The sequence below is a fragment of the Acinetobacter sp. WCHAc060033 genome (assembly GCF_004209125.1).
In the GTDB taxonomy this organism is placed as follows: Bacteria; Pseudomonadota; Gammaproteobacteria; order Pseudomonadales; family Moraxellaceae; genus Acinetobacter; species Acinetobacter wuhouensis.
This window is the reverse complement of the sequence record NZ_SGSW01000004.1, coordinates 1-25,871: the sequence shown is the minus strand read 5'-3', so window position 1 is coordinate 25,871 and position 25,871 is coordinate 1. Positions and strand designations below refer to the sequence as shown.

At 38.0% G+C, this 25,871-nt stretch carries 26 protein-coding genes; 16 read left to right on the top strand and 10 right to left on the bottom strand.

Annotated features, from left to right (window positions below; all coding sequences use genetic code 11):
- Positions 1 to 10: 10 nt before the first annotated feature.
- From EXE10_RS02380 to EXE10_RS02370, 3 genes are read right to left on the bottom strand one after another with little or no spacing between them, the layout of a single operon-like run.
- Entirely contained in the window at positions 11 to 616 is a 606-nt protein-coding gene (locus tag EXE10_RS02380) for a fused MFS/spermidine synthase (RefSeq protein WP_130112240.1), read from the bottom strand.
- Positions 613 to 2,268, bottom strand: a complete 1,656-nt coding sequence (locus EXE10_RS02375) for a phosphoethanolamine transferase (protein ID WP_130112239.1) — start codon at positions 2,266 to 2,268, stop codon at positions 613 to 615. Before EXE10_RS02375 ends, EXE10_RS02380 begins: the two co-directional genes overlap by 4 nt.
- A gap of 59 nt (positions 2,269 to 2,327) precedes the next feature.
- On the bottom strand, positions 2,328 to 2,828 hold the full coding sequence (locus tag EXE10_RS02370; RefSeq protein WP_130112238.1) for a pilin: 501 nt from the start codon (positions 2,826 to 2,828) through the stop codon (positions 2,328 to 2,330).
- 327 nt (positions 2,829 to 3,155) lie between these two features.
- Between EXE10_RS02370 and EXE10_RS02365 the strand changes: the two genes are divergently transcribed.
- The 4 genes from EXE10_RS02365 to EXE10_RS02350 all read left to right on the top strand — a co-directional run bounded on the left by EXE10_RS02365 (position 3,156) and on the right by EXE10_RS02350 (position 7,800).
- The gene (locus tag EXE10_RS02365) at positions 3,156 to 3,617 is read left to right on the top strand and encodes a pilin (protein WP_228256766.1); all 462 of its coding nucleotides are present in this window, start codon (positions 3,156 to 3,158) and stop codon (positions 3,615 to 3,617) included.
- Between the two features lie 61 nt (positions 3,618 to 3,678).
- Positions 3,679 to 5,349 carry a PglL family O-oligosaccharyltransferase gene (locus EXE10_RS02360; protein WP_228256765.1) on the top strand — a complete coding sequence of 557 codons (1,671 nt, stop codon included), beginning with the start codon at positions 3,679 to 3,681 and terminating at the stop codon, positions 5,347 to 5,349.
- Positions 5,346 to 6,092, top strand: coding sequence for a TfpX/TfpZ family type IV pilin accessory protein (gene tfpZ, locus EXE10_RS02355; protein WP_130112237.1), 747 nt, complete (start codon positions 5,346 to 5,348; stop codon positions 6,090 to 6,092). The genes EXE10_RS02360 and tfpZ overlap by 4 nt, the downstream gene beginning before the upstream one ends.
- A gap of 61 nt (positions 6,093 to 6,153) precedes the next feature.
- Positions 6,154 to 7,800, top strand: coding sequence for an O-antigen ligase family protein (locus tag EXE10_RS02350; protein WP_130112236.1), 1,647 nt, complete (start codon positions 6,154 to 6,156; stop codon positions 7,798 to 7,800).
- A gap of 267 nt (positions 7,801 to 8,067) precedes the next feature.
- Here the strand turns inward: EXE10_RS02350 and bfr are convergent, their stop codons facing one another.
- From bfr to gmk, 6 genes are all read right to left on the bottom strand, one after another.
- Positions 8,068 to 8,532, bottom strand: a complete 465-nt coding sequence (bfr, locus tag EXE10_RS02345; protein WP_068973821.1) for a heteropolymeric bacterioferritin subunit Bfr — start codon at positions 8,530 to 8,532, stop codon at positions 8,068 to 8,070.
- Between the two features lie 326 nt (positions 8,533 to 8,858).
- Positions 8,859 to 9,053: a bacterioferritin-associated ferredoxin gene (locus tag EXE10_RS02340; RefSeq protein WP_087552291.1), complete on the bottom strand. Its 195-nt coding sequence runs from the start codon at positions 9,051 to 9,053 to the stop codon at positions 8,859 to 8,861.
- Positions 9,054 to 9,555: 502 nt separating this feature from the next.
- Positions 9,556 to 9,939, bottom strand: a complete 384-nt coding sequence (locus tag EXE10_RS02335) for a RidA family protein (RefSeq protein ID WP_130112235.1) — start codon at positions 9,937 to 9,939, stop codon at positions 9,556 to 9,558.
- Positions 9,940 to 10,034: 95 nt separating this feature from the next.
- Positions 10,035 to 12,146: a RelA/SpoT family protein gene (locus EXE10_RS02330; RefSeq protein ID WP_068973818.1), complete on the bottom strand. Its 2,112-nt coding sequence runs from the start codon at positions 12,144 to 12,146 to the stop codon at positions 10,035 to 10,037.
- A gap of 211 nt (positions 12,147 to 12,357) precedes the next feature.
- Entirely contained in the window at positions 12,358 to 12,639 is a 282-nt protein-coding gene (gene rpoZ / locus EXE10_RS02325) for a DNA-directed RNA polymerase subunit omega (RefSeq protein WP_004718302.1), read from the bottom strand.
- A 137-nt stretch (positions 12,640 to 12,776) separates the two neighbouring features.
- On the bottom strand, positions 12,777 to 13,397 hold the full coding sequence (gene gmk / locus EXE10_RS02320) for a guanylate kinase (RefSeq protein WP_130112234.1): 621 nt from the start codon (positions 13,395 to 13,397) through the stop codon (positions 12,777 to 12,779).
- Positions 13,398 to 13,531: 134 nt separating this feature from the next.
- On the opposite strand from gmk, the gene ispH reads away from it, so the two are divergent.
- The 12 genes from ispH to rplS all read left to right on the top strand — a co-directional run bounded on the left by ispH (position 13,532) and on the right by rplS (position 24,976).
- A complete protein-coding gene (gene ispH, locus EXE10_RS02315) occupies positions 13,532 to 14,482 on the top strand; it encodes a 4-hydroxy-3-methylbut-2-enyl diphosphate reductase (protein ID WP_130112233.1) in 951 nt (316 codons plus the stop codon).
- A 164-nt stretch (positions 14,483 to 14,646) separates the two neighbouring features.
- Positions 14,647 to 15,084: a pilus assembly FimT family protein gene (locus EXE10_RS02310; RefSeq protein WP_130072227.1), complete on the top strand. Its 438-nt coding sequence runs from the start codon at positions 14,647 to 14,649 to the stop codon at positions 15,082 to 15,084.
- A gap of 18 nt (positions 15,085 to 15,102) precedes the next feature.
- The gene (gene pilV / locus EXE10_RS02305; RefSeq protein ID WP_130072226.1) at positions 15,103 to 15,585 is read left to right on the top strand and encodes a type IV pilus modification protein PilV; all 483 of its coding nucleotides are present in this window, start codon (positions 15,103 to 15,105) and stop codon (positions 15,583 to 15,585) included.
- Positions 15,578 to 16,600: a PilW family protein gene (locus EXE10_RS02300; RefSeq protein ID WP_130112232.1), complete on the top strand. Its 1,023-nt coding sequence runs from the start codon at positions 15,578 to 15,580 to the stop codon at positions 16,598 to 16,600. The genes pilV and EXE10_RS02300 overlap by 8 nt, the downstream gene beginning before the upstream one ends.
- Positions 16,600 to 17,286, top strand: a complete 687-nt coding sequence (locus tag EXE10_RS02295) for a pilus assembly protein PilX (RefSeq protein WP_130112231.1) — start codon at positions 16,600 to 16,602, stop codon at positions 17,284 to 17,286. Before EXE10_RS02300 ends, EXE10_RS02295 begins: the two co-directional genes overlap by 1 nt.
- A 27-nt stretch (positions 17,287 to 17,313) precedes the next feature.
- On the top strand, positions 17,314 to 21,699 hold the full coding sequence (locus EXE10_RS21835; RefSeq protein ID WP_228256764.1) for a pilus assembly protein: 4,386 nt from the start codon (positions 17,314 to 17,316) through the stop codon (positions 21,697 to 21,699).
- Positions 21,700 to 21,708: 9 nt separating this feature from the next.
- Positions 21,709 to 22,248, top strand: coding sequence for a type IV pilin protein (locus EXE10_RS02285; RefSeq protein WP_130112230.1), 540 nt, complete (start codon positions 21,709 to 21,711; stop codon positions 22,246 to 22,248).
- Positions 22,235 to 22,678 carry a type IV pilin protein gene (locus EXE10_RS02280; protein WP_008303099.1) on the top strand — a complete coding sequence of 148 codons (444 nt, stop codon included), beginning with the start codon at positions 22,235 to 22,237 and terminating at the stop codon, positions 22,676 to 22,678. Before EXE10_RS02285 ends, EXE10_RS02280 begins: the two co-directional genes overlap by 14 nt.
- A gap of 138 nt (positions 22,679 to 22,816) precedes the next feature.
- Positions 22,817 to 23,074, top strand: coding sequence for a 30S ribosomal protein S16 (gene rpsP / locus EXE10_RS02275; RefSeq protein ID WP_068973809.1), 258 nt, complete (start codon positions 22,817 to 22,819; stop codon positions 23,072 to 23,074).
- A 42-nt stretch (positions 23,075 to 23,116) separates the two neighbouring features.
- Positions 23,117 to 23,665: a ribosome maturation factor RimM gene (rimM, locus tag EXE10_RS02270; RefSeq protein ID WP_087554320.1), complete on the top strand. Its 549-nt coding sequence runs from the start codon at positions 23,117 to 23,119 to the stop codon at positions 23,663 to 23,665.
- A gap of 54 nt (positions 23,666 to 23,719) precedes the next feature.
- Complete coding sequence (trmD, locus tag EXE10_RS02265; RefSeq protein WP_130112229.1) at positions 23,720 to 24,466, top strand: tRNA (guanosine(37)-N1)-methyltransferase TrmD; 747 nt, start codon at positions 23,720 to 23,722, stop codon at positions 24,464 to 24,466.
- Positions 24,467 to 24,604: 138 nt separating this feature from the next.
- Positions 24,605 to 24,976, top strand: a complete 372-nt coding sequence (gene rplS / locus EXE10_RS02260) for a 50S ribosomal protein L19 (RefSeq protein ID WP_068973806.1) — start codon at positions 24,605 to 24,607, stop codon at positions 24,974 to 24,976.
- A gap of 67 nt (positions 24,977 to 25,043) precedes the next feature.
- Here rplS and EXE10_RS02255 read toward each other — a convergent pair.
- Positions 25,044 to 25,871 (bottom strand): esterase/lipase family protein (locus EXE10_RS02255; protein ID WP_130112228.1); only part of this gene is annotated, 828 nt, incomplete at its 5' end.

Here is a 25,871-nt window from a genome sequence, read left to right as displayed (position 1 = left end):
ATTTTTCATATTATTTTCTACCATAGGCAATGAAAACTAAAAATGAAATGCCTAGATTTAGCATTGCTGCAACATAGATCGTATGGGATAAGGTAAAATGATTAAAAAGGATGAATCCCGTTGCTAATGCACCAAAAGCTGCACCAAGAGTATTGTAGAAATAAAGTTGACCAATAGAGTCACCAATATTTTGGATATGTTGATTAAAAAAACTGGTTAATAATGGTAAAGTTGTTCCCATTAGGAATGTAGGGAATAATAATAAAATAAAACTGCCCAATGCTGTCATAACTAAGTTGGCATGAATCAACATATCTTGTAAGTTTAGAATTAAATGATGACTCAACAAACCAAAACAACCAATACCAAATTCAATCAAGCAAAATAAGATAATGATATTTTTAGAAAATTTATCTGCAATACGACCGCCAAAAAATGCGCCTATACCCAATCCCGCCATAAAAACTGAAACGATGACGGTAATTGAAGTCAAATCAACTCCAAAACCTGTAAAAAGTAATCGTTGCCAACAAACTTGATAAATTAAAGCACTTAAGCCTGAGATAAAAAAGATCGCAGCTAAGTTAAAGAGCATTTTTTGTTGGGTTTGGTTCATTTTATTTCCTTGCAGATTTTATCATATTGGGCTGAGTCAAAATTTTTGCCACCTAAAACCAGTCGTGGGTAATCTTTAAATGGGCTTATTATACTTTTTTCTTCCGTATATTCAGGAATATGAATTTTAGCCGCCTGAATTAAGGTTGGGAAAATAGCCGTTTGATTAATTTTTCGGTCTTTATTTTGATTTAAAATAGCAATTTTCTGTTGATTATTTTTTAAGTATGTATCTGAATACCATGCGAAACTAGCAATTTCGAAATTATGCTTAGTTCTCAAACCGTGCCCACTTTTTTCACAACCATTATCAAAAAGATCTTCGCCATGATCTGATGTATATAATAAGAAAGACTCTGCATCTTTCTGCTGTTTTAATATCTCAATAAATCCATTCAAAACATGATCAGTAAATAGAATCGAATTATCATAACTATTTACGAGTTGTTGCTTATATTTAACCTCCTGCAAACTATATTTTGATAAATCATTAAGTGATGGTCTAAAAATATCATATTCTTTTGGATAACGATGTGCATAGTTATAATGACTTCCTAAAGTATGAAGTACAATAAATTGCTTTTTTTCATTAGAATGAATTATTTTATTCAATACAGGAATCATCACATTATCATGTTCGCCTGCATCTGTATAATTGGCTTTATTTAAAAAAATCACTTGGTCTGCTTCTTTAGCATAAACCGATGTGCTGGTATCAAAATTTCCGAATTTTTGCTGAGTAGATAACCAATAGGTTTTGAACCCTACCTCTTTAAAAGCTGAAATTATTGATTTTTCTGGAAAATTATAGTTATAAATTTGATCTGCTGATTTACGTGTCAAGATCATAGGTATAGAGGTTCGAGTTGCACTAGAAATAGATAACATATTGTTAAAGTTAACTATGTTTTTTTGTTGGCTCAATAAGGGATTGGTTTTTCTGGTATAGCCATTGAGTTGCCAATTTTTTCTGCGACTAGTTTCTCCGATTACTAAGATATATATTTGTTTTTGAGTCATATTCAAATTTTGCTTTGCATTAAATTTGAATTTTTTCTTTTTTTCAAAAGAAAAATTAATTTTTTTTTGTTCTTTTATTAAGTCCGAAATAGAAATAAAAAAACCTATAGGATAGGTTTTTTTAATGTCTTGAATATATGGATTCTTTTCTTCAGTTAGAAAACTATCTTTTTGAATCGGGAGGAATTCTTCAGCTTGAGCATCAAGATTTAGATTTAAAGCATAAGTTAAAATGAAATATAGTGTTCCTGTTATTAACACCCATAAACGACTGCGATGATTCCAAATTAAAGGAGACTTGTAGTTTTTATAGAAAAGTTTTAAGCATCCAATACACCAAATAATCCAAAAAACTAAATAAATGAATAGTTTGTTGCCGATAAAAGCTATAGCTTCTTGATAGTCTGTTTCTAATACAATGCTTAATATTTGTTCATTAATATTTGTTTGATATATTGAAATATAATAAAGGTAGACTGGAATAAAAAGAAAGAATGGTGCAAATAAAAAAAGGTACTTGTTACTTTTTAAGATTGCACATAAATAAATAATAACAAATATACTTAGTGCAAGAACTTTAATATTATGTTGCGATATATATAAGTATAAGTCAGGTAATAATAATAACCACATATTAATTTAGTCTAAAAGAACACCTCTCATATGAGAGGTGTTCTTAGATTTACTTTAAATTAAGAAGCTTGAGTACGGCAAGAAGCTGGTACATATTTATTATCGCCATCAAATGAACATTTCCAAGTACGTATAGGTTTATTTGCACCATTTACATAATCAGCTGCCGTCATTGCATTAGTGAAATCTGTAGTAGAATAAGGTGTCAAAGTAACTTTTTTTCCATCAACATCAGTTGCTTTGATATGTTGAGCTTCAACAGAAATCGCACCAGCTGCGGTAGTTGTTATTTCTTTAACATATTTACTTGTCACTGCATTAGGAGAGCCAGACTCACCACACCCCCAAGCATTTGTCTTTGTTGGTGCAACATTTAATCCTGAATCAGCAGCTTCAGCAATAGTATTTTTACATGCAGTCGCCGCTAGAACTACTTCTGACATTTTTGCACGAGCGGTGTAGTCTTGATAAGCAGGTAAAGCAACCGCAGCAAGAATACCGATAATTGCGACAACAATCATAAGCTCGATGAGTGTGAAGCCTTTCTGAATCTCTTTCATAAAATTTCTCCAAATTTAAATTTATTTATTGCTAATTTAGTTATAGCAAATTTTGTTTACGAGTTAATTTTAAGCGATACGTAACTATTTGCAATTTTATTTCTCATAGTGTTATTTAATGTTAAAAAGTGACAATTTTTGTCAGTATTTAACATTTATTTTTATCCTAGAAAAATAGTTTATGGATTTGTACTATATCAAAGATAAAAACATATGGACAAAATTAACTAGAGTGTACATTAAAATCGCTGTCCATATGGACATTTATTATTTCTTATAAAAACAATATATATCATGTGGTTGGGATGTCTACATGGAAATCGACTTATGGAATGTATCGAATTAATGATCGTTGTTGCGATTATCGGTATTCTTGCTGCGGTTGCACTTCCTGCTTATCAGGATTATACAATTCGTGCGAAAGTGTCTGAGGCAATTTTAGCAGGTTCAGCATGTCGTACTGCAGTTTCAGAAGCATACCAATCAGCAGCGAGTTTACCCGCTGATAATGGTTATGGTTGTGAGCAAAATACGACTAAAGCAGATGCTTCGATACCATCTAAATATGTACAGGCAGTTACAACGACAAGTGCAGGTGTAATTACTGTCACAACTTCAAAAGAAACTAGTTTGAAAGGTGCGGCTTCTAAAACTATTGATATGACACCTTTAGCTGCTGGTGGTGGTAACGCTACTCTTAATACACCAGTAGGTGCTTGGAAATGTGGACCAGGTGCAACAGCAGGAATTGATGTGAAATACTTACCAGCATCATGTCGCGGTAACTAATTTATAAATAAGCTTAAAGAAGGGATATTTATATATCCCTTTTTTTATTGGTAAGGTGCTTGTGAAAAAAATTAATATTTATTTGTTAATGCTGATTCTTATTGGTTGTAGTTTTTCTTATTTATTGCCTAATCACTATTATCCATGGATTTCTGCATATCAAGATTTTTCATCATTTCTTGTATTGTTGGTGATGTTTACTGTTTTTCTAAAGAATAAATTAATATTAGACCTTAAGTTTTTTGTTATTTGTTTGATTGCTGTAATTCCACTGATTCAAGTCATGGCTCATAAAATCTTCTTTTTTGGGGATGGCTTAGTCGCTTTTATCTATATATTGTCATTTGGGCTGGCTTATTTAGCTGCATTAAATTTAGGTAGACAAGAAGATATAACGAACTATTTATTGCTTATATCCAGTATTTTTATTTTTAGTTCTATCATTTCACTTTATGTAATTTTAAAACAATGGTTATTGTTAACACAAGGTGGTGTTTGGTTGGCAGATTTACCCCCAGGAGCGCGTCCATTTGCAAATTTTGCTCAACCTAATAATTGTGCAACTTTTTTGTGTATGGGGTTAATTGCATCTTTATATGTCTATGAACAAAAATATATCAATCAAATTTGCGGTACATTGCTAGCTAGCTTTATTTTGTTTGGTATCGCTTTAACACAATCACGGACAGCATGGGTATTCGCACTCGCTTTTCTGATCTGGTGGTTTTGGAAAACTAAGTATTTTCAGGTTCGCTTACATAAATATTCACTTGCTTATTTTGTAGGGATATTTGTCTTATTTATTTTTATGCTTCCTTATGTATCTAATTATTTAGGAGTAACCATAACTGCCGATGCTGTGAGTCGTGCTAGCTCAGGGTATTTAAGAATACCGATGTGGCATCAAATGTTATTAGCAATTCAAGAGCAACCACTGTGGGGGTATGGTTGGAATCAAGTTGGTGTGGCTCAACTTTCAATTTATTTGAATTATCCTATCTCTGAATGGACAGAACATAGTCACAATATTCTCATTGATTTATTGATTTGGAATGGTATTCCAATTGGTTTAGCAATCATTGGATTCTTTACGTGGTGGTTATATCGTTTAAGCCTATTGGCAACAACTATAGAGACTTTTATTGCACTTGCAATGGTTGGAGCAGTATTGGTACATGCAATGCTAGAATATCCATTAGATTATGCTTTTTTTCTATTGCCAGTAGGATTTTTATTGGGCTTGGTACAAGCTTATGACAAAACAATTAAAATTATTGAAATACCAAGAATAATCGTCGTAATTTGTTTCACTATTTTTAGCACGTTATATTGCTGGATATTTTACGAATACCAATTGATCGAAAAAGATGTACAGTTGGTTAGATTTGAGTCGTCCAATATTGGTACTTTACATGCAAAGCAGGCGGCCCCTGATGTGATCTTACTTTCACAATTAAGAGAGCAAATACGGTTTATTCGTACGCAACCTAAGGAAAATATGACTCAAGAACAGTTGGCTTGGATGAAGCAAATAACTTATCGTTTTTCAACATCTGCCGCGCTATACCGTTATGCACAGGCTTTGGCACTTAATCATCAGCCAGAACTAGCAAAAAAATATTTATTAATTCTGGAAAAATTACACGGTCAAAAGCATAGCCTTGATTCATTATACCACGTTAATGAATCTCTAGCCTTTGAGTGGCAAAATAAGAGCGAATCTAAACCATGATGAATAGTTTATCCAAACGGAAAAAGTTTTTTTTAGGTCACTTAGGTATATCGTGTGTATCGGCATTAATTATCTTGGTATGGGTGTTTTTTGTTTGGTATCCATCTCCACTTGCAAATGCGGTTGGTGTGACACAGATTTTTCTGATGATGCTCGCGATTGATGTCATTGTAGGGCCAGTACTTGGCTTTATTGTTTATAAAGAAGGAAAAAAATCTTTAAAAATGGATTTGGGTGTCATTATTGCACTGCAAATATCTGCGCTTTGCTACGGTATTTATAGTATTGAGCAAGGTCGACCAGCTTGGATCGCTTTTAATGTGGATCGTTTTGAATTGGTCCGAAAAAATGAAATTATTGAAGATCATATCGCAGAAGCATTGCCTGAATATCAACACGTATCATGGTTAAAACCGCAATTTATTGCAGTTGAATTTGCTAAGGATGTAAAAGTACGTAATGAAGATATGTTTGCAGAAGTTTTAGGTGGTATTTCTCTTTCACAAAAGCCTGAACGATATATTGCTTTAAGTAATGCACAAAAACAAATGTCTGATCGTGCGCAAAATTTAAGTGGTCTTAACTTATTCAATAGTAAACAAGATGTAGATAACATCATTAAAAAATACTCGCAAGCCAATGCATGGCTTCCACTTAAAGCTAATGCAGAAGATATGGTGGTACTGATCAATAAAGAAAAAGGCCAAGTGATTAAAATCGTTGATTTACGACCTTGGAAATAAACTCTTAAATTTTGCAAACTGAGCTTATAATAAGCTCAGTTTTTCTTTGTACTTTCCATTTATGAAAGCCATTCCATACATTTTTTCAGCCATATTCTTATTACTGGCATGGTTACTCCCGATCCATAAAATACCATGGACAACCTTTGGTAGCGAGCTACTAACATTCCTATCAGCTATTGCATTGCTCTCAGCATTTATCAATAAAGACTTAAAAATTCCACGACCACAAATAGTCGCGCTGCCAATTCTTATAATGCCCTTGATTCAATTTACTTTTGGTCAAATTCTTTATTTAAGTAATGCGTTACTGTGTACAGCTTATATCGCTATGTTTTGGCTGATGGTGAGTGTGGGATACAATCTTGCAACTGGCGAGAAAGGACAAAGAGAGCAGGTTTTTAAAATATTCTGTGTCGTGGTTTTTACTGGGGCTACTCTTTCAAGTGTAATTGCAATATTTCAGTGGTTAGGATTGCAACCTTATCTTAGCCCATTTGCTAATGTTCTCAGTAGTAGTCGACCATATGCGAACTTTGCCCAACCTAATAATTTAGCAACCTTTATATGTATGGGCGTGTTTGCTTGTTTATATTTCTATGAAAAAAGAATATTACCAAGTTTGGTTTTAATTCCTGCAACATTCATATTTTTATTCACGATTGCATTGACCCAATCTCGTACAGCTTGGGTGGTTTGCCTATTCACTCTTATTTATCTAAGCATTAAACAATTTGGGAAAAGTAAACGTTTAAGTTTTCCCAAATTATTGGCATGGGTCACTGTCTTTATCATCATCATTTCTTGTTTACCGATACTGAATCAACTGATCGCTTCAGCAACTGAGCATCAAGTGATGCAAACAGCATCGGTGGTTGAAAGAGCATCTTCTGGCTATTTGCGTCTGGATATGTGGAATCAAGCTTTAATCGCCATTGGTCAACATCCTTGGTTTGGTTATGGTTGGAACCAAACAGGGATGGCACAAATCGCAGCATTTGATCTTTATCCATCACATGAATGGTACAAAACTGCACATAACGTGATTTTAGATTTACTGATTTGGAATGGTGTTCCAATTGGTGGATTGATCATCCTTTATGTGGTTTGTTGGTTGTATTGGCTCAATAAAGGTATCCGAGAACCTGTTTCCATCGCTGCTAGTTTAATGGTCTGTGCGATCTTGATTCATGCATTATTAGAATATCCAATTCATTATGCATACTTTTTATTACCGTTAGGGTTTTTACTCGGGATGATCCAAGCGCAGTATCCAAATTTGCCGACAGTTAAATTAAAGTCATCGGTGATTGTTACTGTGATGATTATTGGTGTGATGCTCGTTGGTGTGATTTATCGTGATTATATTATTTATCGCCAACAATCTGTTTTTGTCTCAAAGAAAACACTCACTGCTTCACAAAAAGAAGTCATGGATCAAGAGATCTATGTCCTAACACAATTTAAAGAGCGTGTTTGGTGGATTGGTTTAAATCCTTATACACACATGTCAGATCAACAATTGCAATATATCGGGCGTATGGTGGCAAATTTAGCATCGGCTTATGACATCAATAAATATGCTCAGGTACTCGCATTTAATGGTAAAAAAGCAGAAGCTGAACACCAGCTGTGGATTTTAAAAACCTTGCATAGGCAAGATAAGCGCTATCAAGATTTATTACCGAGTTCTATAGTCAAACCATAATAATCGAGCGCATAAAAAATCTTCAGCCGAATGTTTAATGTTGGTTAGTTAAGCAAAATTATTGCATAAATTTCTAAAATCTCCCCTAGCCCCTCTTTAAAAAAGAGGGGAAACTTCTTGTAACTAAAATAATTTTTAGTAATCTTGCGTAGCTGAGCTACTCATCCCTCCTTTGAAAAAGGAGGGTTGGGGAGGATTAAAGAATCCTTAACTGACTGGTGTTGAGCATAATGTAGGAGTTTTTTTATATCTACAATGATTTTCAGCTTACATTTGACTTTGAATGTAATTCTCAATACCCACACTTTCTGAAAGATCGAGTTGAGTTGTTGTCCAATCCCAGTATTCTTCTTCTTTTTCTAAAATCTCTTGAACCAAGTCACGAGTCACATAATCTAAATGAGTCTCTGCGAGAGCAACTGCTGATTTAAGTGCTTCAATATTCTCTTTAACTTTGCGTACATCGCAGTTCAACACTTCAACGGTATGTTGACCGATATAAAGCTTTCCCAGATGTTGAAGATTTGGTAAGCCTTCGAGGAAAAGAATACGTTCAATGATTTTATCCGCATGCTTCATTTGGCGAATAGATTCTTTGTATTCTGCTGAACCGAGTTGTTCAATTCCCCAGTCATTAAACATGCGTGAATGGAGGAAATATTGGTTAATTGCCGTTAAATGATGATAAAGCACTTGGTTAAGTTGATTGATGACTTCACGATTGCCTTTCATGGTCAAAGCTCCATTCTAAATTTCTGCCTTAAGATCAATTAAAAATTAAGGCAATCTGATATGTTTTATATTAATCAAAATTTTAGCTTGTTTCGAGTAATTTATGGAACGGCAAATGAAAATCGCAATCAAAAACAATAGAACTGTGTTTTGAGGAACCGCTTATATAAAAATAACCCGCCTTGAGTCGAGGCGGGTGAGGAATATGATCCGAAGATCATTGGAGAAATGTCATTATTATTCGTTGGCTAAATTTATGATTTTAAATTAGGTTTTGTATTCAAATCATGCGCTTAATGATGAACAAGAGTGAAAGCTGAGTAAATTTAAGCCGCCACAGAAATTCGTGCTGCAATCAGACTAAGCTCTTCATTAATGATGCTTTTTGCTTCTGGCGCACAACGACCACAACATGTACCAAGATCTAAAAGATCACGAACTTCACGATAGCTTTCTGCACCTTTTGCCATAGCATTTTTAATATCTTGATCTGTAATACCACGACATAAACAAACGTACATAAAAACTCAACCCAAGGGTTAAATGCGATAACTAATATTATTGATAATTATTATCACTTGTCAATGAAATTCATTTAAAAATACACTTATCTTGATTGGCTTTTTGAATAAAAAAATACTACGTGATCGGTGATATTTTATATTTATCTTTAAAGTTATTAAAAATGAGTGATTTAATAATTTTAATCTTTTATTTAATGACGTTATGCACTTCAAAAGAAACGCATCATTTTAAACTAGTTTGAAGCTTGCTTGGCGGGGTCTTACGTCAAAAGTTTTATTTTTGGGATTAGCCTTCGGCTCGAGGCACTTTTGTTTCGGCAAAAGTACCCAAAACCATTGTCATCCGCAAAACTCGTTAACTACCATCTTTTGATTGATATATCGCAGAAACATTAACTTGCAGATCTAGTCCTGCCTCAAACACGTTGCGGATGACGTTATCGCGTATCTAATTTTATTGAGAAACAAAAAATGTTTTTATGTTTCTTCATAACATTAATTATTTAGAAATAATGACGACGCCATCCATTTCAACCAATGCACCCTTAGGTAAGGCTGCTACACCGAGAGCTGCACGCGCTGGATAAGGCTGTGCAAAATATTCGCCCATGATTTGGTTGACGAGTTGGAAGTTAGATAAGTCAGTGAGGAAAATATTGAGTTTAGCAATATCAGCCAATGAACCGCCAGCAGCTTCACAGACTGCTTTTAAATTATCAAACACACGACGGATTTGCGCTTCAATGCCTTCTACCAATTCCATGCTGTATGGGTCTAAGCCAATTTGCCCTGAAAGGTACAAGGTATTGTCAACTAAAATCGCTTGAGAATAGGTTCCAATAGCAGCAGGGGCATTTTCAGTATGGATTACTTGGCGGGACATCGATTTCTCCTTAATTTCAACTCAATTCATCTGATATGAATGAACGGTATACTTGAAAGTGGCATGATTCAGTTGAAAAATGCTCAAGCTCTAACTTAGCACGCTTTTGCTTTGATGGGTTCATTAATTGTTGGTGGCATTGCAAGACGACTGATGCGAGGGAAACCGAACTGCATACGTAATTCACGAATGATTTGTGCAATTTGCTTACGATTGTTCACCACGATATTGACATAAGTTTTGCCTTCATGGGAGCGAACAGATTCAACACCAGTTTTGGCTTTACGGCACAAATAGATCAATTCAGAAATCTGCTCATCATTCAGTACTAAATCAATACTTAGGTAAGCATTGAAGTTGACATCATCTTCTTGCTCAGAGGTCCAGTGTAACAGCATGATATTTTCAGGGTGTAAATGTTGTTCATGCAATAGGTTATGACAACGTTCACGATGTACGATTAAACCACGTCGTGATAAATGTCCTTGAATCGGATCGCCTAAAACAGGGTTACAGCAATGTGCATATTTCACATCAACCCCATCAGTCCCTTGAATTAAGCGTTCTGAAGCTGCTTCATCAGCATTTTGTGATTGTGCAAATAAATGATTCGCCACCAATTGTGGTAGTAAATCACCAACTGCAATTTGTTCAAACAAGGTATCTTTGTCTTGAACATGGCGCCATTGCAATAAATCAATCCAATCTGCTTCAGACAAATCTTTGGTCGAGCGATTAAAGAGTTTTAGAGCGCGATCTAAGGCTTGTTGTCCAACTAAACGTTGTTCATCAATATCTTGGTCACGCAGAATGTTTTGAATCGCACGACGGGCTTTTTGTGTATTGATAAAACTGAGCCAATCAGGGTTAGGGGTCGCCAATACATCGGTAATGACTTCAACCACTTGACCGCTGACGAGTGGGGTCGACAATGGTTTCACTTCACCATTGATCTTTGCACCAACCGCATGGTTACCTAAAAATAGACTGGCTGAATAAGCAAAATCGACCGCAGTCGCACCTTGGGGCAGTTCATGCAGCTGACCATGTGGGGTATACACCCAAATTTTTTCTTGATGTAAATAATCAAGTAGATCACTAAATGTGGTTTTTGCACAATCACCACCCACCAAGATGTCTAGATTTTTCATCGAGGCTTGGATTGCAGAGCGACAAGCTTGAGGTGCATTCTCACCAAGAACCACACCAAAACGCGCGGCTTTACGCATTAGTTCTGTTTGAATGGTGAGTGATAGTGTAGTTTTTTCACCTTTCAGTCGAATCATTAAAGATTGGTTGCCACCAGGCAAAGGGCGACGAATATGATCTTCATAACTTAGTACTTGGAAATTTTCACGTAGAGCTTCAACTAAACGGTCACAATCGGCAATACTTTGTAAAATAATTTCAAAGGCATGGCTGTGTGTAAGCTCTTGTAAGTCGATTTCATTTTTGACAAAGTGACGGAGTAATTCGATATTGTTATTTTTCTTTTTAATACGACCGACAATATTATAGTTATTGAGTAGATCGGCAAGATTTTGTTCCCAAACAGATTGATATTTACATCGTTCAGGTTTGGTCTTTAATAGATTTTCTTGAACATCGTTATACATATCTAAATCAAGATTTTGATAACACAGATGTTCTAGGTTGTCTGCCATCTCATTCATACCAACAAGACGCGCCATCGGAACGAAAATATCAAATGTTTCTTGGGCAATACGGGCGCGCTTATCTGGTCGCAGTGCGCCTAAGGTCGTCATATTATGATAACGATCGGCAAGTTTGATAATAATAACGCGAGGGTCTTGTAGGGTGGCTTGGAGAATTTTACGGAAAGAAGCAGCTTTATTATATTCTTTATCGCTGGAATGACTGAGTTTAGTGACGCCATCGACCAGTTCAGCGACGACTTTACCAAATTTTTCAGTAATGTCTTCTTTGGTAAAATCTGTATCCTCAATGACGTCATGCAGTAAGGCTGCCATGAGGGTTTCTGCATCCATACGCATATGTGCAAGGATACAACTGACCGCAATTGGATGCAGAATATAGGGTTCGCCACTTTTACGTGTAATGCCATCATGCGCAATATCAGCATAATCACAAGCCACAAGTACTCGCTCGACATCACTCGGTTTTAAATATGCGTCGATAATAATATTGAGCTGTTGTTTAGCTTGGCTGACCGCTTGGCCTGGCATAGAACACCTATCTTAAATTACAAATTTGAACTATTTTTTCCTAATGCTCTAATGAAAAGCATATTGCGTCTCTTGTCAATTTCTTGACATTAAAAATATCTATTTTTTTAACAAATATTTTGAGTTTTGTCGATGAGTTGGCAAAATAAATAATATAAATATGCAATAAAAAAGCCTAGTATCAAAACTAGGCTTTTTTAGAAAGTTCAACTTATTGGAAAGAAAAACCTTCAAGATTAAGATTGTTTGCAGACAATGCAAGATCAAGACTAGAAGTTTGATAATCTTGATCACGTTGTTTCAAGATGTCTTTCGTTACATGACCAATTGCAATTTCACGTAATGCAACAACAGTCGGTTTGTCGTTATCCCACTCTACAGTCGGTTCGATACCTTGACGTGCCAATTGACGCGCGCGTTTGCTTGCCACTAGTACAAGCTCAAAGCGGTTGTCTACATGGTCTAAACAATCTTCAACGGTTACGCGTGCCATAAGAATTCTCGTTTGAATACAAATTTTTTAAATAGACTATGCAGTATAAAATGCTTTGACTACAGACTCAAGTTTTAATCGATGCTTATTTAAAATCATCTATTAAAAATTATCGGCAGTTTCCAATCAACAAATCGTTACGATTGTGGCGTAATCAATTTGGTAATAAGCGATTGATGGCGATTAGCTTGCTGGCTGAGCTTTAAGCGATTTGCATTGATCACAGACTCAAGATCATGTAATGCTTTATTGAAATCATCATTGATAATAATGTATTCAAAATTAACATACTGTTGCATATCTTCAACAGCACAGCTTAGGCGATGCTCGATCACTTCTACAGAGTCTGTGCCACGATTTGAAAGACGTTGACGTAAATCAAACTGTGTAGGGGGAAGAATAAAGATTTGTTTAGACTCAGGAAAAAGTTTGCGAACCTGTTCAGCACCTTGCCAGTCAATTTCCAATAAAACGTCGTGACCTTTTGCCAATTGGTCTTTTACAGTAGCTTGAGACGTACCATAATAATTACCAAAAACTTCAGCATATTCGATGAAACCGCCTTGATTGACCTGCTCAAGAAAAATTTCTTTACTGGTGAAATGGTAATGAACGCCTTCGAGTTCACCCACACGTTGACCACGTGTAGTATGAGAAACAGAAACGTGCAAATTACTTACACGCTCAAGCAGGGCTTTCACGAGAGATGTTTTGCCTGTTCCTGATGCAGCAGAAACGACAAACAATAGACCCGACATGATATTTTTCCTGATATGATAAAATATCTTCTCTATTTTAGAGTAGAGTGCGCACAAACAAAATAGCTTTTGAATATTGTTTGTCATTTTCTGAATAAATTTTATTGAAACTTTGAGTGAGCCTTGAGGGTGTTATGAAAATTGTATTGGCCAATCCACGTGGTTTTTGTGCAGGTGTAGACCGTGCAATTGCGATCGTCAATCGTGCACTTGAATGTTTTAACCCGCCGATTTATGTCCGTCATGAAGTGGTACATAACAAATTTGTCGTGGATGATTTGCGTCAGCGAGGCGCAATCTTTGTTGATGAGCTTGATGAAGTCCCTGATAATAATATTGTTATTTTTAGCGCACATGGCGTATCTAAAGCAGTACAACAAGAAGCTGAACGCCGTGGTCTAAAGGTATTTGATGCGACTTGCCCATTGGTGACTAAAGTACATATCGAAGTGACTAAGTATGCACGTGAAGGTGTAGAAGCGATTCTGATTGGTCATGAAGGGCATCCAGAAGTTGAAGGAACAATGGGACAATATGACACAAAAAATGGCGGACATATTTATCTGGTTGAAGATGAATACGACGTTGAGTCTCTACAGGTAGAAAATCCGAATAAAGTTGCATTTGTTACTCAAACGACTTTATCCATTGACGATACAGCAAAAGTAATTGACGCATTGCGTGGAAAATTCCCCAATATTCAAGGGCCACGCAAAGACGATATTTGTTATGCCACACAAAATCGTCAAGATGCTGTTCGAGATTTGGCACAGCAATGTGATGTTGTACTTGTGGTGGGTTCGCCAAACTCATCCAACTCTAACCGTTTACGAGAGTTGGCACAACGTATGGGTAAACATGCGTATTTAGTTGACAATGCAGATGAATTAAAAAAAGAATGGTTTAAAAATATCCAAAAAATTGGTGTAACTGCAGGAGCATCTGCACCTGAAATTTTAATTAAACAAGTAATTCAGCGCCTACAAGATTGGGGGGCGAAAGCACCGCAAGAGTTAGATGGTCGTGAAGAAAATATTACATTTAGTTTGCCAAAAGAGTTACGTATTCCTGTAACTCAGGCATAAAGTGTTAATGACTTAACATTCTGAATTTTTTTAAGAATTGACAGATAATTGCTTTTTGGCAATTATCTGTTTTTTTATGCCTTTTATCCTTATTTGTGTTTGTTTTGTAATTTAATTAGATATTATTTTTAATAGGGTAAAGTTTGGTGCGCCTTGGGGGGAGTATGCAGAAAAATAATGGATTTACATTAATAGAGCTGATTGTGACCATTGCTGTTATGGCGATTATTGCGATGATGGCGGCTCCTTCAATGACCAGCTTGATTCGTAAAAACCAATTACATAGCGATGCAAGAGCTATTATTGAATTGTCCACAATGGCACGTTCCGAAGCTGTATTTACCAAGAAACAACAGAAGTTGGCATTAGATGCTTCGGTAACAGACGGCCAGTTCAAGTGGTTGCCAGATCAACATACCAACTGGGCAACCAAGCCAGTCAATAGCCTGACCTACAATATGTTTGGCTTTTTAGTTTCAGCGAATGATCGTGAGTGTTTTATTTTGCAGCATCAAAAAGACAGCTCACAAAAAGCGGTCATCGAGTTTTTTAAAAATGGTTCGATTCGATATGAACGCTCAAATAGCACATGCCCAAATTAATAGGATGAGGCTAGAACAATGATAAGAAATCAACGTGGTGTGGGCTTGGTCGAGGTTTTAGTGGCATTGGTGCTGCTTGGAATTGCAGTGCTAGGCTTTACTGCTTTGCAAATTCGGGCAGTTTCTGCCAGTGCAGACGCAGGTCAAAACATTCAAGCTATGAATATTGCACGAGATTTATCTGAACGTATCCGTATGAATCGTGATGGATTAAATGAATATAAGGCAAATGCAACCGTGATAGATTGTGCTGCAAATTTTTGTACCAGTAATCAAATGGCAGCCTATGACTTTCGACAAGTTCAGTTGCGTGCAGAAAATTTAGGCATGTCTATTGCTGTTAACGACTGCCAAGGTTCGACCCTAAAAAGAAAATGTGTATATGTGGCTTGGGATACAACCACTGCAACAGATGGAAGTGGGGGTAATCACTGCACCAATGGGACAGCGTATAACCCAAATGCACAATGCATAATTATGGAGGCTTATAACTATGACTAAGCTTCAGAAAGGTTTCACTTTACTTGAGCTGATGATTGGCTTGGCAATTGGTTTATTGGTGGTTAGTGCAGCAACCGCTATTTTTCTCAGTGCACAACGATCTTTAGGATTTCAGTTGGGTATGGGTGATGTGCAGCAAAACTCAAATTTTGGTTTGGCAATGCTGACTCATGACTTACGACACGCCAACTTAAACACCCCGTCTAACCAAAAAATTAACAATAAGATTGTGGGTTCTGGCGTAATTTTTGCTCGAGAAAACTACCCATCCAGTTTGCATGCAAATTTGACCAATATTGCGTATAGCACACAAAATTTTGCCGATGATGCAACGGCAGGTAAAAGTGATCAAATTGTGATTCAGTTTGTGCCACAGTATCAAATTGAAGAAGCATCAGATGTTGACCCAAATGATGCTAGCAAGAAAATCAATGAAAGATTATTAAGCAATACAGATATGTATGATTGCGAAGGCAATAGAATTGGATTTACAACCGCCAAAGCCAATGAGGATACCCAAGCAATCCGCCCAACCATGGTACAGCGTTACTATGTAGCAAAATTACCAACCTCACAGCACGGCAGTGATGGTTTGGATCGTTACGGACTGTACTGTGATGCAGGGCATTATAATGCGGGTGGTAGTACGATTAATGGTTTGGGTAGCAATGCACAATTGCTCATGCAAAATATTGATGCCTTTAAGGTACTTTTGGGGGTGAAAAATCCACAAAACAATCAATTGCGCTATGTCTCGATAGATCAATATAAAACTTTAATGTCATCCATTACTGCAGAAAAAGATTATCTACAAGTGATTTCCTTGCAGGTATCTGTAGTAGCGCGATCTGCGACCAATATTGGGGCTGATGCTGGTTTAAATAATAAAACCATTACCCTCCCAGGCGCCGCAACTGAAGTGGTGTTCGATGGTGATGCGAATTTGAATAACAAATACATACGTCAACTGGTCACTCAAGTGGTTGGTTTGCGTAATACATTGGGAGCATCGTAATGAAACAGGAAAAAGGTGCAACCTTAATTGTGGTTTTGGTCATTCTTATTTTAATTACTCTGGTTGGTACATTGGCCGTTCGTTCTGGGATTTTAGGATTAAGACTGGCCACCAACAGCCAAGTACAGGCTTTGTTATTAGAAAATAGTAACGCAGCATTATTTAATTTGGAAAATCCAAATCAGGTTGAGCGTCAATTGGCACGAGATGGTATGTATAGCTATTTTAACTCCGCTGCTAATGCAGAAGATGAGTTGGTGTTTTGCTACCGTGCATCGCAAAGTACATTTTTTTCTATGAATCAAGCTAGTGCAATTTCCCGTACAGGTTCAAAAACCAAAATTGGGGTAACAGGTTATTGTAAAGCCAATCAGTTTGCAACAGGGCGTTCAGCGGTATTGGCGCAAGTCTATTTAAAGAAAAATATAGACAATGTGGTGCCATTTGCACACGTAGCACAAAAGACCAGTATTGGCTCAAGCAACTTACCTGTGGTGTCGAACAGTATTAGCGTTACCGTGATTTCAGTCTTGCCAAGTTTTTCTAGTGCAAGTAAAGAAGAAATTGAAGGTTGCTTTAAAGAGCGTGCGGCAAATGTATCACGCTGTTTTGAAAATTTAAATATTCCCTATAACACGCAACGTGCAGACTATGTAGTTGGTGGTCAGCCGCAACTAGTGTCGTAGTTGAACAGAATCAGTGAGGATTAGCAAATGAAACAGTTTAATAAAAAAGTTCTTTCTGCAACTGTGTCAATGATGATGACATTGGCAGTGTGTGGAAGTATTCCGACTTCAGTTGCCAGTGATATTGAAATTTATAAAGATTCAACCAAGGGTAAAACCAATATTCTTTTAATGTTGGATACCTCTGGGAGTATGGGAATTAGTTCATTGGTATTGCCAAAAAACAATGCCTATGGCAGTCCTGGTGATGTTAATATTGCATTATGTGACCGGGTTGCTGTACCAGAATATAACAATACCCGTGGATCAACCTATAATATTTATCAGTGGGCATATAATTTAAAAGACCCTGCCACAAACAGAACAGCCATCAAAAAGACTGTGAACATTGGTGGAACTTCAATTGATTACTATATGCGTGGCTGTCGTAAACAAATTAGTGGTCAATGGGTGCAAGAGTATGATCGTCTCTCTCGTTTAAAAGATGCAATTATACCTTTATTGGCCAGTAAAGAATTGGGGCCAGATGTGTTAATGGGTTTGGGGCAATTCTCATCTAAAACAGAACTAACCATTGGTACTGCGACCAACCGCTTAACCGATGGTCACTCAGGGCGTATATTGGTGCCCAATGCACCGTTAGACACTGCGCAACGGATTAGAATTGCTCGAGAAATCGCCAACATTAAATCACTCGATACTACGACAAATGAAGATGGGACATCTAATCCTGATTTAAAGTTATCTAGTAATAATTATCCAAATGTTACCAAAGCTGCAAGTGGTACCCCAACCGTACATGCGTATGCAGAAGCAGGTGCGTATATGATGGGAACCACCACAGGTGGCACGGGTACAAATAGTGGGCAGGTCAATACCATTTACGATGGTTATATGGCTATGCAGAATGGCTCAGCCCAAGCTTATTTTATTTGTGTAGAGGTCGGGACTACAACCACGAATGCTTTGGGGGCAACAGTACAGCAATGTATCAATAATTGGCCTGAGTATGATCAGAATAACAGAACAATTACTACAGGAACGATAAATGGTGGTGTATTTAAACCCGACTCTACAAGCTCTACAGGTTGGAGACAAATCACGAGTCAGGCGGCATTTAAAAATGAAGTAGGTTCAATGGACTCTGCATGGGAAGTGTTTTCCAAGATGCCCGAAGGCTGGCGTTATGGTGGTTGGATGAAAGTTAATAATGAGCCTATGGATATTGAGCCAATCGTGGGGACAGTGTGGACAGGTTATGTAGGCGGTACCATTGGGATTGTGTCATATCGTACCAGTCCATTTTCTATTAAAAGTGGAACAGTAACGCGACAAGTGACAACGCAAGGATTTAAAAACTGTGAAAGTGGATTTAATGTGTTGTCAAGCTGGACGTCATTATGTGTTCAAAGTGGTAATTGGAGTAGAAATGCCACAAAAGAGGAAAGAGATCAAAACAAATGTTTATCCCCTGTAATAGGGGAGAACCCTATTCCAAATGCACGAAACCCACAGGGTCAAATGCATTATGAAACATATAATATGAATAATAATCGGACTTATATGACAGGAAGTGGGAGCAATAAGCGATGTGAACAAAAAGAGTATGCTGTAGCTCGCCCTTGGGGGGATATACTCACAACAGAAACAGTGATCCAACCAATTGATAATGCTGGTGGTTTTATTTATTCTGTTGATGGGGCAAAAAAAGGCAATCTTTATGCAGCGGGTGGAAGTACCGAAAGTTGTGATGGTAACGGAATTTATTTCTTAACAGACGGTGCGCCAAACTCGACTAAAGACACTATGGCACGCACGATTATGAATCACTCATTATCCAATGGCACTTATGCTTTTTCAGGCAGACCTGATATTAATAGTAGTGATGTACTAAAGCCTGTACCGCTAAAATCTAATCTATTTGCGGGTGAAACAGGTGGTTGGGAATATATAGGTGCCTACGCGAAAAAATTGCGTAATCGTACGTTATTATCCAACACTCAGAAGAACCCTGCAGATATGAGTATCAAAACAGCGGTAGTTGGTTTTGGTTCATCTTTTGCAGGTATTACTAAAAAAGCGAATGGTACTTATGATTGTGACAGTGCACCAAATCAAGATGCAAAAAATGCCTGTTTGTGGGGTAGTGCAGAATATGGTGATGGTGGATTCTACTATGCTGAAAACTCAGAAGATATTAAAAACAGTATTCTTGATTTTGTAGACAAAGCTGGGGCAGACTTTGAACCTATTGCAACAGGTAGTCCAACTATTCCAGTAGACAGCTTAAATCCAGTTCAGTTGCAGCCATACGGATATTATGCAGCTTTTGAGCCAAAACCTCAGGAGAATACCCAGCTTTGGGCGGGGAATTTAAATAAATACAATTTAAGAAATGGTGAGTTGGTCGACAAAAACTTACAGCGCTTAATTTTAAGTACGGGTGCTCTCAACAAAGATGCTGTGGGTTTATGGGTTAATGGTGTTAAAGGTCAATTACCACTGGGCACTTTAGTTGCCGCAAATGGCGAGCAAAATTCAAAACGTAAAGTATTTACCAATCGAGTGATTAAAGCGGATAAAACCGCTGTTTCAGGTGATCGTTTGGCACAAGTGAGTTTATTGAGTTTATTTGCAGAGAATAATGAAATTGCCAAATTCAAGTATGATGCCGATAAAAACTATTGGTTAAATTTCCTAGGTTATGATGTAGGTATTACAGAGAACATTGCGAGTTTAGCTGATTTAACCAGTAAAACAGAGTACCGAGAGCTTGGAAGCGTGATGCACTCCACGCCAGTCATGCTGACCCAAGAAGGAAAAATTACGGTTGTAGATGGTAAGTTAACTACAACGGGTCGTAAAGATTACCTGATGTTTGGTTCTACGCAAGGTGCGTTGCATGTGGTAGATGACGCTGGCAAAGAAGTATTTGCCTTTGTACCGCATGAAATGATGAAAAATCAAAAAAATGCATTTATAGGTAGTGGCAAATATACAGGTTCGGGTAAAAACAATTTGTTCTATGGTGTAGACGGTCCTTGGGTTGCACACACCCAATATGTTTCAAAAAGTGATGGAACATTAACAGTGAAAGATGCTGGGCGTAAGGCAAGTGATGAAGAAAATGCGCAGAATCTGATTGGTATGCAGTGGGTGTATGGCGGTTTGCGTATGGGGGGTAAAAGTTACTATGCGCTGGACTTAACTGACATTGAAAAGCCTGAGTTGAAATTCCATATCAATCCAGATGCAGATAATGCTTCTGCTGCACTCAAACAAATGGGGCAAAGTTGGTCAAAACCGACTCTCGCTTACGTAAATTGGGGCGATACGCGCAAGCTTGTAATGTTTGTAGGTGGTGGTTACGACCCTGTTTATGAAACTCATAATGCAGACCCAAGCTCAACCAAAGGGAATGGTGTGTATATGTTTGATGCACACAATGGCGATTTACTCTGGTGGGCGAGTGATAGTGTAAAAACAGGTGCCAGCCGTTTTACTCAGAATAATGAGTTAAAATATAGCGTTGTTTCACAAATTAATGCCATTGACCGTGATGGTGATGGTTTAACCGATCATCTGTATTTTGGTGACTTAGGTGGACAGGCATTCCGTGTCGACTTTAATAACCGCGCAGCAGACACAGCAAACTTTGCAACACGCGTAGTTCGTTTGTTTACAGAGCATCAGGGTTCGGGTTTAAGTCCTCGTTTCTATGAAATGCCAAGCGTATCCATCCATCAAGATGATGGTAGTTACTTTGCTGCAGTAGCATTTAGTTCGGGTAATCGTAGTTCGCCATTAGCAGGTTTAAACTCTACAGACAGTGCTAATGATGCCGTATTTGTAGTGTATGACAATGATGTAGCACGTCAGGACTTGTATAAAACAGGCATCACACTAAATACCGAAGATGAAAGCTTAACTCAACTTAACTTTGATAGTGGTGTAGCACGCCGTGGGCAAAATAATATATTCAATGGTGGATGGAAAGCTTATTTTGATAGTGCAAAAGCAGGCCGTTATAAAGGCATGAATGACCTGTATGCTCTAGATGGCATGCTATACGTCAATGTTTATGATCGTGATGGTACTGGTATTGGCGGAAATTGTGGTGCAGGTGTAGCGGGTGACTCTTATCTGTATCAATATTGTTTACCTACAGGGAAGTGTAATTTCTATTCAGGCACTGGAAACAAACCAAGTCGGGTAAAACTTGGTGCAGGTATTTTGGGTACAGGTTTGGGCCTGGGTTATGGAAATAATGCAAATACAGTGAGTTTAGTGGTGAATCGTGATCAGCCATCTGCACTGGATTGTAGTTTACCTGCCAATAAAAACTTACCTCAATGCCAATTGTTTGATACACAGGTAAAACTCAAGCAAATGCGCTGGTATGAGTCGCGTTAAGGGGGGAGTATGCAATTCAAGAAAGGCTTTACCTTAATTGAGCTGATGATTGTGGTCGTTGTGATCGCAATCATTGCAGCCATCGCGATTCCGAGTTATGCGGCATATATTCAGCGTAAAGATCTTGCTTTAGCAAAGCAGGAAGCATTGCGAATAGCGACAGAGCTAGAAAAATTCAAAGCTAAAAACTTCAGCTATAAAGGTTTTGATGCAACCTACTTATATACAGGTTATGCACAATCTACAGGCACTTTAGCAATTCCTGTAGATGGTTCAGATACTAAATTCAACCTTACTTTATTGGATTTAGCCACCAAGAAGCCTTTATCTATACAAAGAGGCACAGATGGTAATGAAACCGCAGATTCAAGTTCTGTACGTGGTTTAAACTGGGTGATACGGGTTGAGCGTGCTAAAACAGGTACAACCTTAAAACAACCACGTAATTATGATTTATTGTTGACTAGTGAAGGTGTGCGTTGTCAAACTCGGACTCCAGATATGGTATCAACATATACTTGTGGGACTACAAATAATGAAAACTGGTAATCAAGAGCGCGGATTTACACTGATTGAACTCATGATTGTGGTAGCTGTTATTGCTATTTTGGCTGCAATTGCGATGCCATCCTATACTAGTTATAAAGTCCGTGCCAATCGTGTAGAGGTTCAAACGGAGCTGATGCAACTCGCGCAGCGCTTGCAAAGTTATAAGGCGATGAATCATAGTTATAGAAATGCAACATTGGCGAGTATTGGAGGAAGTAGTACATTTCCAAGCCATCAAGCTTTATATAATATTAATTTAGCAATTGATGCATCTAATCAAGCATATACTCTGTCAGCTTTGCCTATTTCAACAGCTGCACAAAAAGGGAATGGTGCCTTAAGTTTAGATCAGACAGGCCGCCAATGCTGGTTTAAAGGTAAGGATTCACCTGTAACAACAGATACTTGTTCTGCTTGGTCCGATAAATAAATTCTAACTGTTGATAACCTAAAATTTGATCTTTCATTCAGGGCAAAATTCACGTAAAATACTGCCCTCTATGAAAGGGGTTTGAAATGTATCGATGGTCGATGCAGGGATAATCCGTAAAAACTATAAGGTTGTATCATGGTAGTTATTCGTCTTGCACGCGGTGGTGCTAAAAAACGTCCGTTTTATCAAATCATCGTGACTGATAGTCGCAATGCACGTGACGGTCGTTTCATCGAGCGTATCGGTTTCTTCAACCCTACAGCTCAAGGTAAAGCAGAAAAACTTCGTTTAGATGCTGACCGTTTTGCTCACTGGGTTTCACAAGGTGCTCAACCTTCTGAACGTGTTGCTTCTTTAGCTGCTCAAGCTAAAAAAGCTGTAGCTGCTGCATAATTAATTCTTCGCAGAATTATTTTACTTGTCAGTAGGTAACCCATGACACCAACACAGAATGTACCCGAAGATCGTATTCAGATTGGACAGCTACGTTCAGCATATGGATTAAATGGGTGGCTCTGGGTCTATTCCAATACAGAACCTATGAGCAATATATTTGACTACCTGCCTTGGTACATTGAAACCAAAGCAGGTTGGCAAGTTATAGATGTAAAACGTTGGAAACCGCATGGCAAAGGTTTGGTTGTTTCGCTGAAAGGTGTGAGTGATCGCACCGCAGCAGATAGCTTAGTTGGCGCAAATGTCTGGATTTCAAAGTCGCAACTGCCTCAAGCGGGCGTGGACGAGTATTATTGGTCTGATTTGAAAGGTCTAACAGTGTTAGGTCTGGATGAAGAAGAACAAGAAGTCAATCTCGGTCAAATCCATGAATTGTTTGAAACAGGTGCTAACGATGTGATGGTTGTTCGTGCAACAGCAGAAAGCATCGATGGCGAAGAGCGAATGATTCCGTGGCATAAAGATGTGGTACAACGTGTTGATCTTGAAGCTGGTCGTATTTACGTCAATTGGGGCGTAGATTATTAATTCTTAAATTTATTTTTAAAGAATTAACGCAGCAGGAAAATAGAGGAGTCTGCGATGTTTTTTGCAGTCATTACGCTTTTTCCTGAAATGTTTGAAGCGATTACAGCCTACGGGATTAGCGGACGTGCAGTAAAACGTGATTTGATACAAGTCCATTGTATCAATCCACGTGAGTTTGCTGAGGGCAACTACAAAAGAGTGGATGAACGTCCATTTGGTGGTGGTCCGGGCATGGTGATGATGGCGGAGCCTTTAAGCAAAGCAATCAACCGTGCCAAAGCGCTTGCCGTGCAAGCGGGTGCAGTTCATGTCCCTGTGGTGTATATGTCACCACAAGGAAAGACCTTAAATGAATCTGCGGTACAACAGTTCGTCGATTACGATGGATTGATTGTATTGTGTGGTCGTTATGAGGGGGTAGATGAGCGTTTGATCCAGAAATATATTGATCAGGAATGGTCAATTGGGGATTACGTATTATCTGGTGGTGAACTCCCTGCGATGGTTTTATTGGACAGTATTATTCGACGTTTGCCGAATGCAATGTCTGATGAACAATCACATGTGCAAGACTCATTTGTGGATGGTCTTTTAGATTGCCCACAATATACCAAGCCAGATCATTTTGAAGGTTTGGATGTACCTGAGGTTCTTAAATCTGGGCATCATGCAAATATTGAAAAATGGCGGTTTTTGCAACGCTTTCAACGGACACTTGAGCGTCGACCTGAACTGGTTGAAAAAGTGGAGTTGACCAAGCAGCAAAAAAAATGGCTTCGGGATTCAAATACTCAAAATTAATTTGTGTATTTTTTAATAGGCTCTTTATACATTGAAGTGGTCAAGTATAAAGGGAAAGCTAATCGGGTTTATGCGCTTTAGCCTCTATACCCAGCGATGATCAGACCTCTTCTGACTCGCACATATTGGAGATACCCCATGAGCGGTAAGCATCCTTTAGTACAAGCTGTAGAAAATGCTCAGCTTAAACAAGACATCCCTGCTTTTGCACCAGGTGATACAGTTATCGTATCTGTAAAAGTGAAAGAAGGTGATCGTGAACGTCTTCAGGCTTTTGAAGGTGTTGTAATTGCTAAGAAAAACCGTGGTTTGAACTCTGCGTTCACAGTACGTAAAATTTCTAGCGGTGTTGGTGTTGAGCGTGTTTTCCAAACTCACTCTCCAATCGTTGCTAAAATCGAAGTGAAACGTCGTGGTGACGTTCGTCGTGCTAAGCTTTATTACCTACGCGAATTGTCTGGTAAAGCTGCACGTATTCGTGAAAAATTGCCAGCACGTAAACAAGGTTAATTTTAACTTTGCTTTACAGCTAAAAAATGCGCCTTTTGGCGCATTTTTTATGTCAGAACATAAAGTTTTATAAGCCTTGCGACTTTAAACGATTGGCATGTTCGCGGTAGACTTGCACAGGGTCTTGAGAGAATAAGCCACGTAAGCCGAGCACTTGGTTTACCTCATCGAAATGGTTCCAAGCATAATCATTTCGAATGGTTTTACCCAAGCGACCACTACATGTAGAAACTAGACCATCACCTTCTCCCCCCATCAACAATCCAGTCAGTCCCATTGCTGAATCAGGGTCAAAGATATTCGTGACCAGTCGATTCCCTTGAAACGAATAGAATGAAATTCCTTTTTCTTGGTAGGCACCTTCGTTACAATTGGCTGAGACGCCCATTGGGAATTTTCGACTGAATTCTGTTGCACCAGCAGTATTCAAACTTTTAGCACCAGCTAAGGCGTCGCTCGGAAATTGTTTTTGGTCTAAGCCTTGTGCCCAAACAATTGATGCAGAAATGATATTTACGACAGCAACTACAGGTCCTTTTAACGGCGTGTCTTCTAATGAGAGAATAAGATCTGAAATTGTTGAGCCTTTTTGAGGTGAGGCAACAGCAGTAACTGAAGCAACCTTTGTAGGGATAATACCCGCAACATATCGAGCTGTTGGACCACCATGACTATGCCCAAGTAAGTTAACTTTTTCTTTACCTGTAAGGGTAAGAATTTCTTCAACTTGCTGAAGAAGTTGTTCACCTCGAACTTCAGTTGAGTTAAATGGAGAAACACGTGTTATCCAAACATTTGTACCATTTCGTGCAAGGTCTGGTGCGATTTGATACCAATAGTCTAAACCAAGTGTATCTGTACCAATGCGAGAGAATCCTCCCATTCCATGGGCAAG

What these genes read in the sequence shown, in the direction of transcription:
- ispH (WP_130112233.1), top strand. Translation starts at nt 13,532, where the DNA reads ATGAAAATTGTATTGGCCAATCCACGTGGTTTTTGTGCAGGTGTAGAC.
- pilV (WP_130072226.1), top strand. Translation starts at nt 15,103, where the DNA reads ATGATAAGAAATCAACGTGGTGTGGGCTTGGTCGAGGTTTTAGTGGCA.
- rpoZ (WP_004718302.1), bottom strand. Translation starts at nt 12,639, where the DNA reads ATGGCACGCGTAACCGTTGAAGATTGTTTAGACCATGTAGACAACCGC.
- rplS (WP_068973806.1), top strand. Translation starts at nt 24,605, where the DNA reads ATGAGCGGTAAGCATCCTTTAGTACAAGCTGTAGAAAATGCTCAGCTT.
- EXE10_RS02295 (WP_130112231.1), top strand. Translation starts at nt 16,600, where the DNA reads ATGAAACAGGAAAAAGGTGCAACCTTAATTGTGGTTTTGGTCATTCTT.
- gmk (WP_130112234.1), bottom strand. Translation starts at nt 13,397, where the DNA reads ATGTCGGGTCTATTGTTTGTCGTTTCTGCTGCATCAGGAACAGGCAAA.
- EXE10_RS02365 (WP_228256766.1), top strand. Translation starts at nt 3,156, where the DNA reads ATGGAATGTATCGAATTAATGATCGTTGTTGCGATTATCGGTATTCTT.
- EXE10_RS21835 (WP_228256764.1), top strand. Translation starts at nt 17,314, where the DNA reads ATGAAACAGTTTAATAAAAAAGTTCTTTCTGCAACTGTGTCAATGATG.
- EXE10_RS02370 (WP_130112238.1), bottom strand. Translation starts at nt 2,828, where the DNA reads ATGAAAGAGATTCAGAAAGGCTTCACACTCATCGAGCTTATGATTGTT.
- EXE10_RS02310 (WP_130072227.1), top strand. Translation starts at nt 14,647, where the DNA reads ATGCAGAAAAATAATGGATTTACATTAATAGAGCTGATTGTGACCATT.
- EXE10_RS02340 (WP_087552291.1), bottom strand. Translation starts at nt 9,053, where the DNA reads ATGTACGTTTGTTTATGTCGTGGTATTACAGATCAAGATATTAAAAAT.
- bfr (WP_068973821.1), bottom strand. Translation starts at nt 8,532, where the DNA reads ATGAAAGGCAATCGTGAAGTCATCAATCAACTTAACCAAGTGCTTTAT.
- EXE10_RS02380 (WP_130112240.1), bottom strand. Translation starts at nt 616, where the DNA reads ATGAACCAAACCCAACAAAAAATGCTCTTTAACTTAGCTGCGATCTTT.
- rimM (WP_087554320.1), top strand. Translation starts at nt 23,117, where the DNA reads ATGACACCAACACAGAATGTACCCGAAGATCGTATTCAGATTGGACAG.
- rpsP (WP_068973809.1), top strand. Translation starts at nt 22,817, where the DNA reads ATGGTAGTTATTCGTCTTGCACGCGGTGGTGCTAAAAAACGTCCGTTT.
- EXE10_RS02350 (WP_130112236.1), top strand. Translation starts at nt 6,154, where the DNA reads ATGAAAGCCATTCCATACATTTTTTCAGCCATATTCTTATTACTGGCA.
- EXE10_RS02300 (WP_130112232.1), top strand. Translation starts at nt 15,578, where the DNA reads ATGACTAAGCTTCAGAAAGGTTTCACTTTACTTGAGCTGATGATTGGC.
- EXE10_RS02280 (WP_008303099.1), top strand. Translation starts at nt 22,235, where the DNA reads ATGAAAACTGGTAATCAAGAGCGCGGATTTACACTGATTGAACTCATG.
- EXE10_RS02375 (WP_130112239.1), bottom strand. Translation starts at nt 2,268, where the DNA reads ATGTGGTTATTATTATTACCTGACTTATACTTATATATATCGCAACAT.
- EXE10_RS02285 (WP_130112230.1), top strand. Translation starts at nt 21,709, where the DNA reads ATGCAATTCAAGAAAGGCTTTACCTTAATTGAGCTGATGATTGTGGTC.
- tfpZ (WP_130112237.1), top strand. Translation starts at nt 5,346, where the DNA reads ATGATGAATAGTTTATCCAAACGGAAAAAGTTTTTTTTAGGTCACTTA.
- EXE10_RS02335 (WP_130112235.1), bottom strand. Translation starts at nt 9,939, where the DNA reads ATGTCCCGCCAAGTAATCCATACTGAAAATGCCCCTGCTGCTATTGGA.
- trmD (WP_130112229.1), top strand. Translation starts at nt 23,720, where the DNA reads ATGTTTTTTGCAGTCATTACGCTTTTTCCTGAAATGTTTGAAGCGATT.
- EXE10_RS02330 (WP_068973818.1), bottom strand. Translation starts at nt 12,146, where the DNA reads ATGCCAGGCCAAGCGGTCAGCCAAGCTAAACAACAGCTCAATATTATT.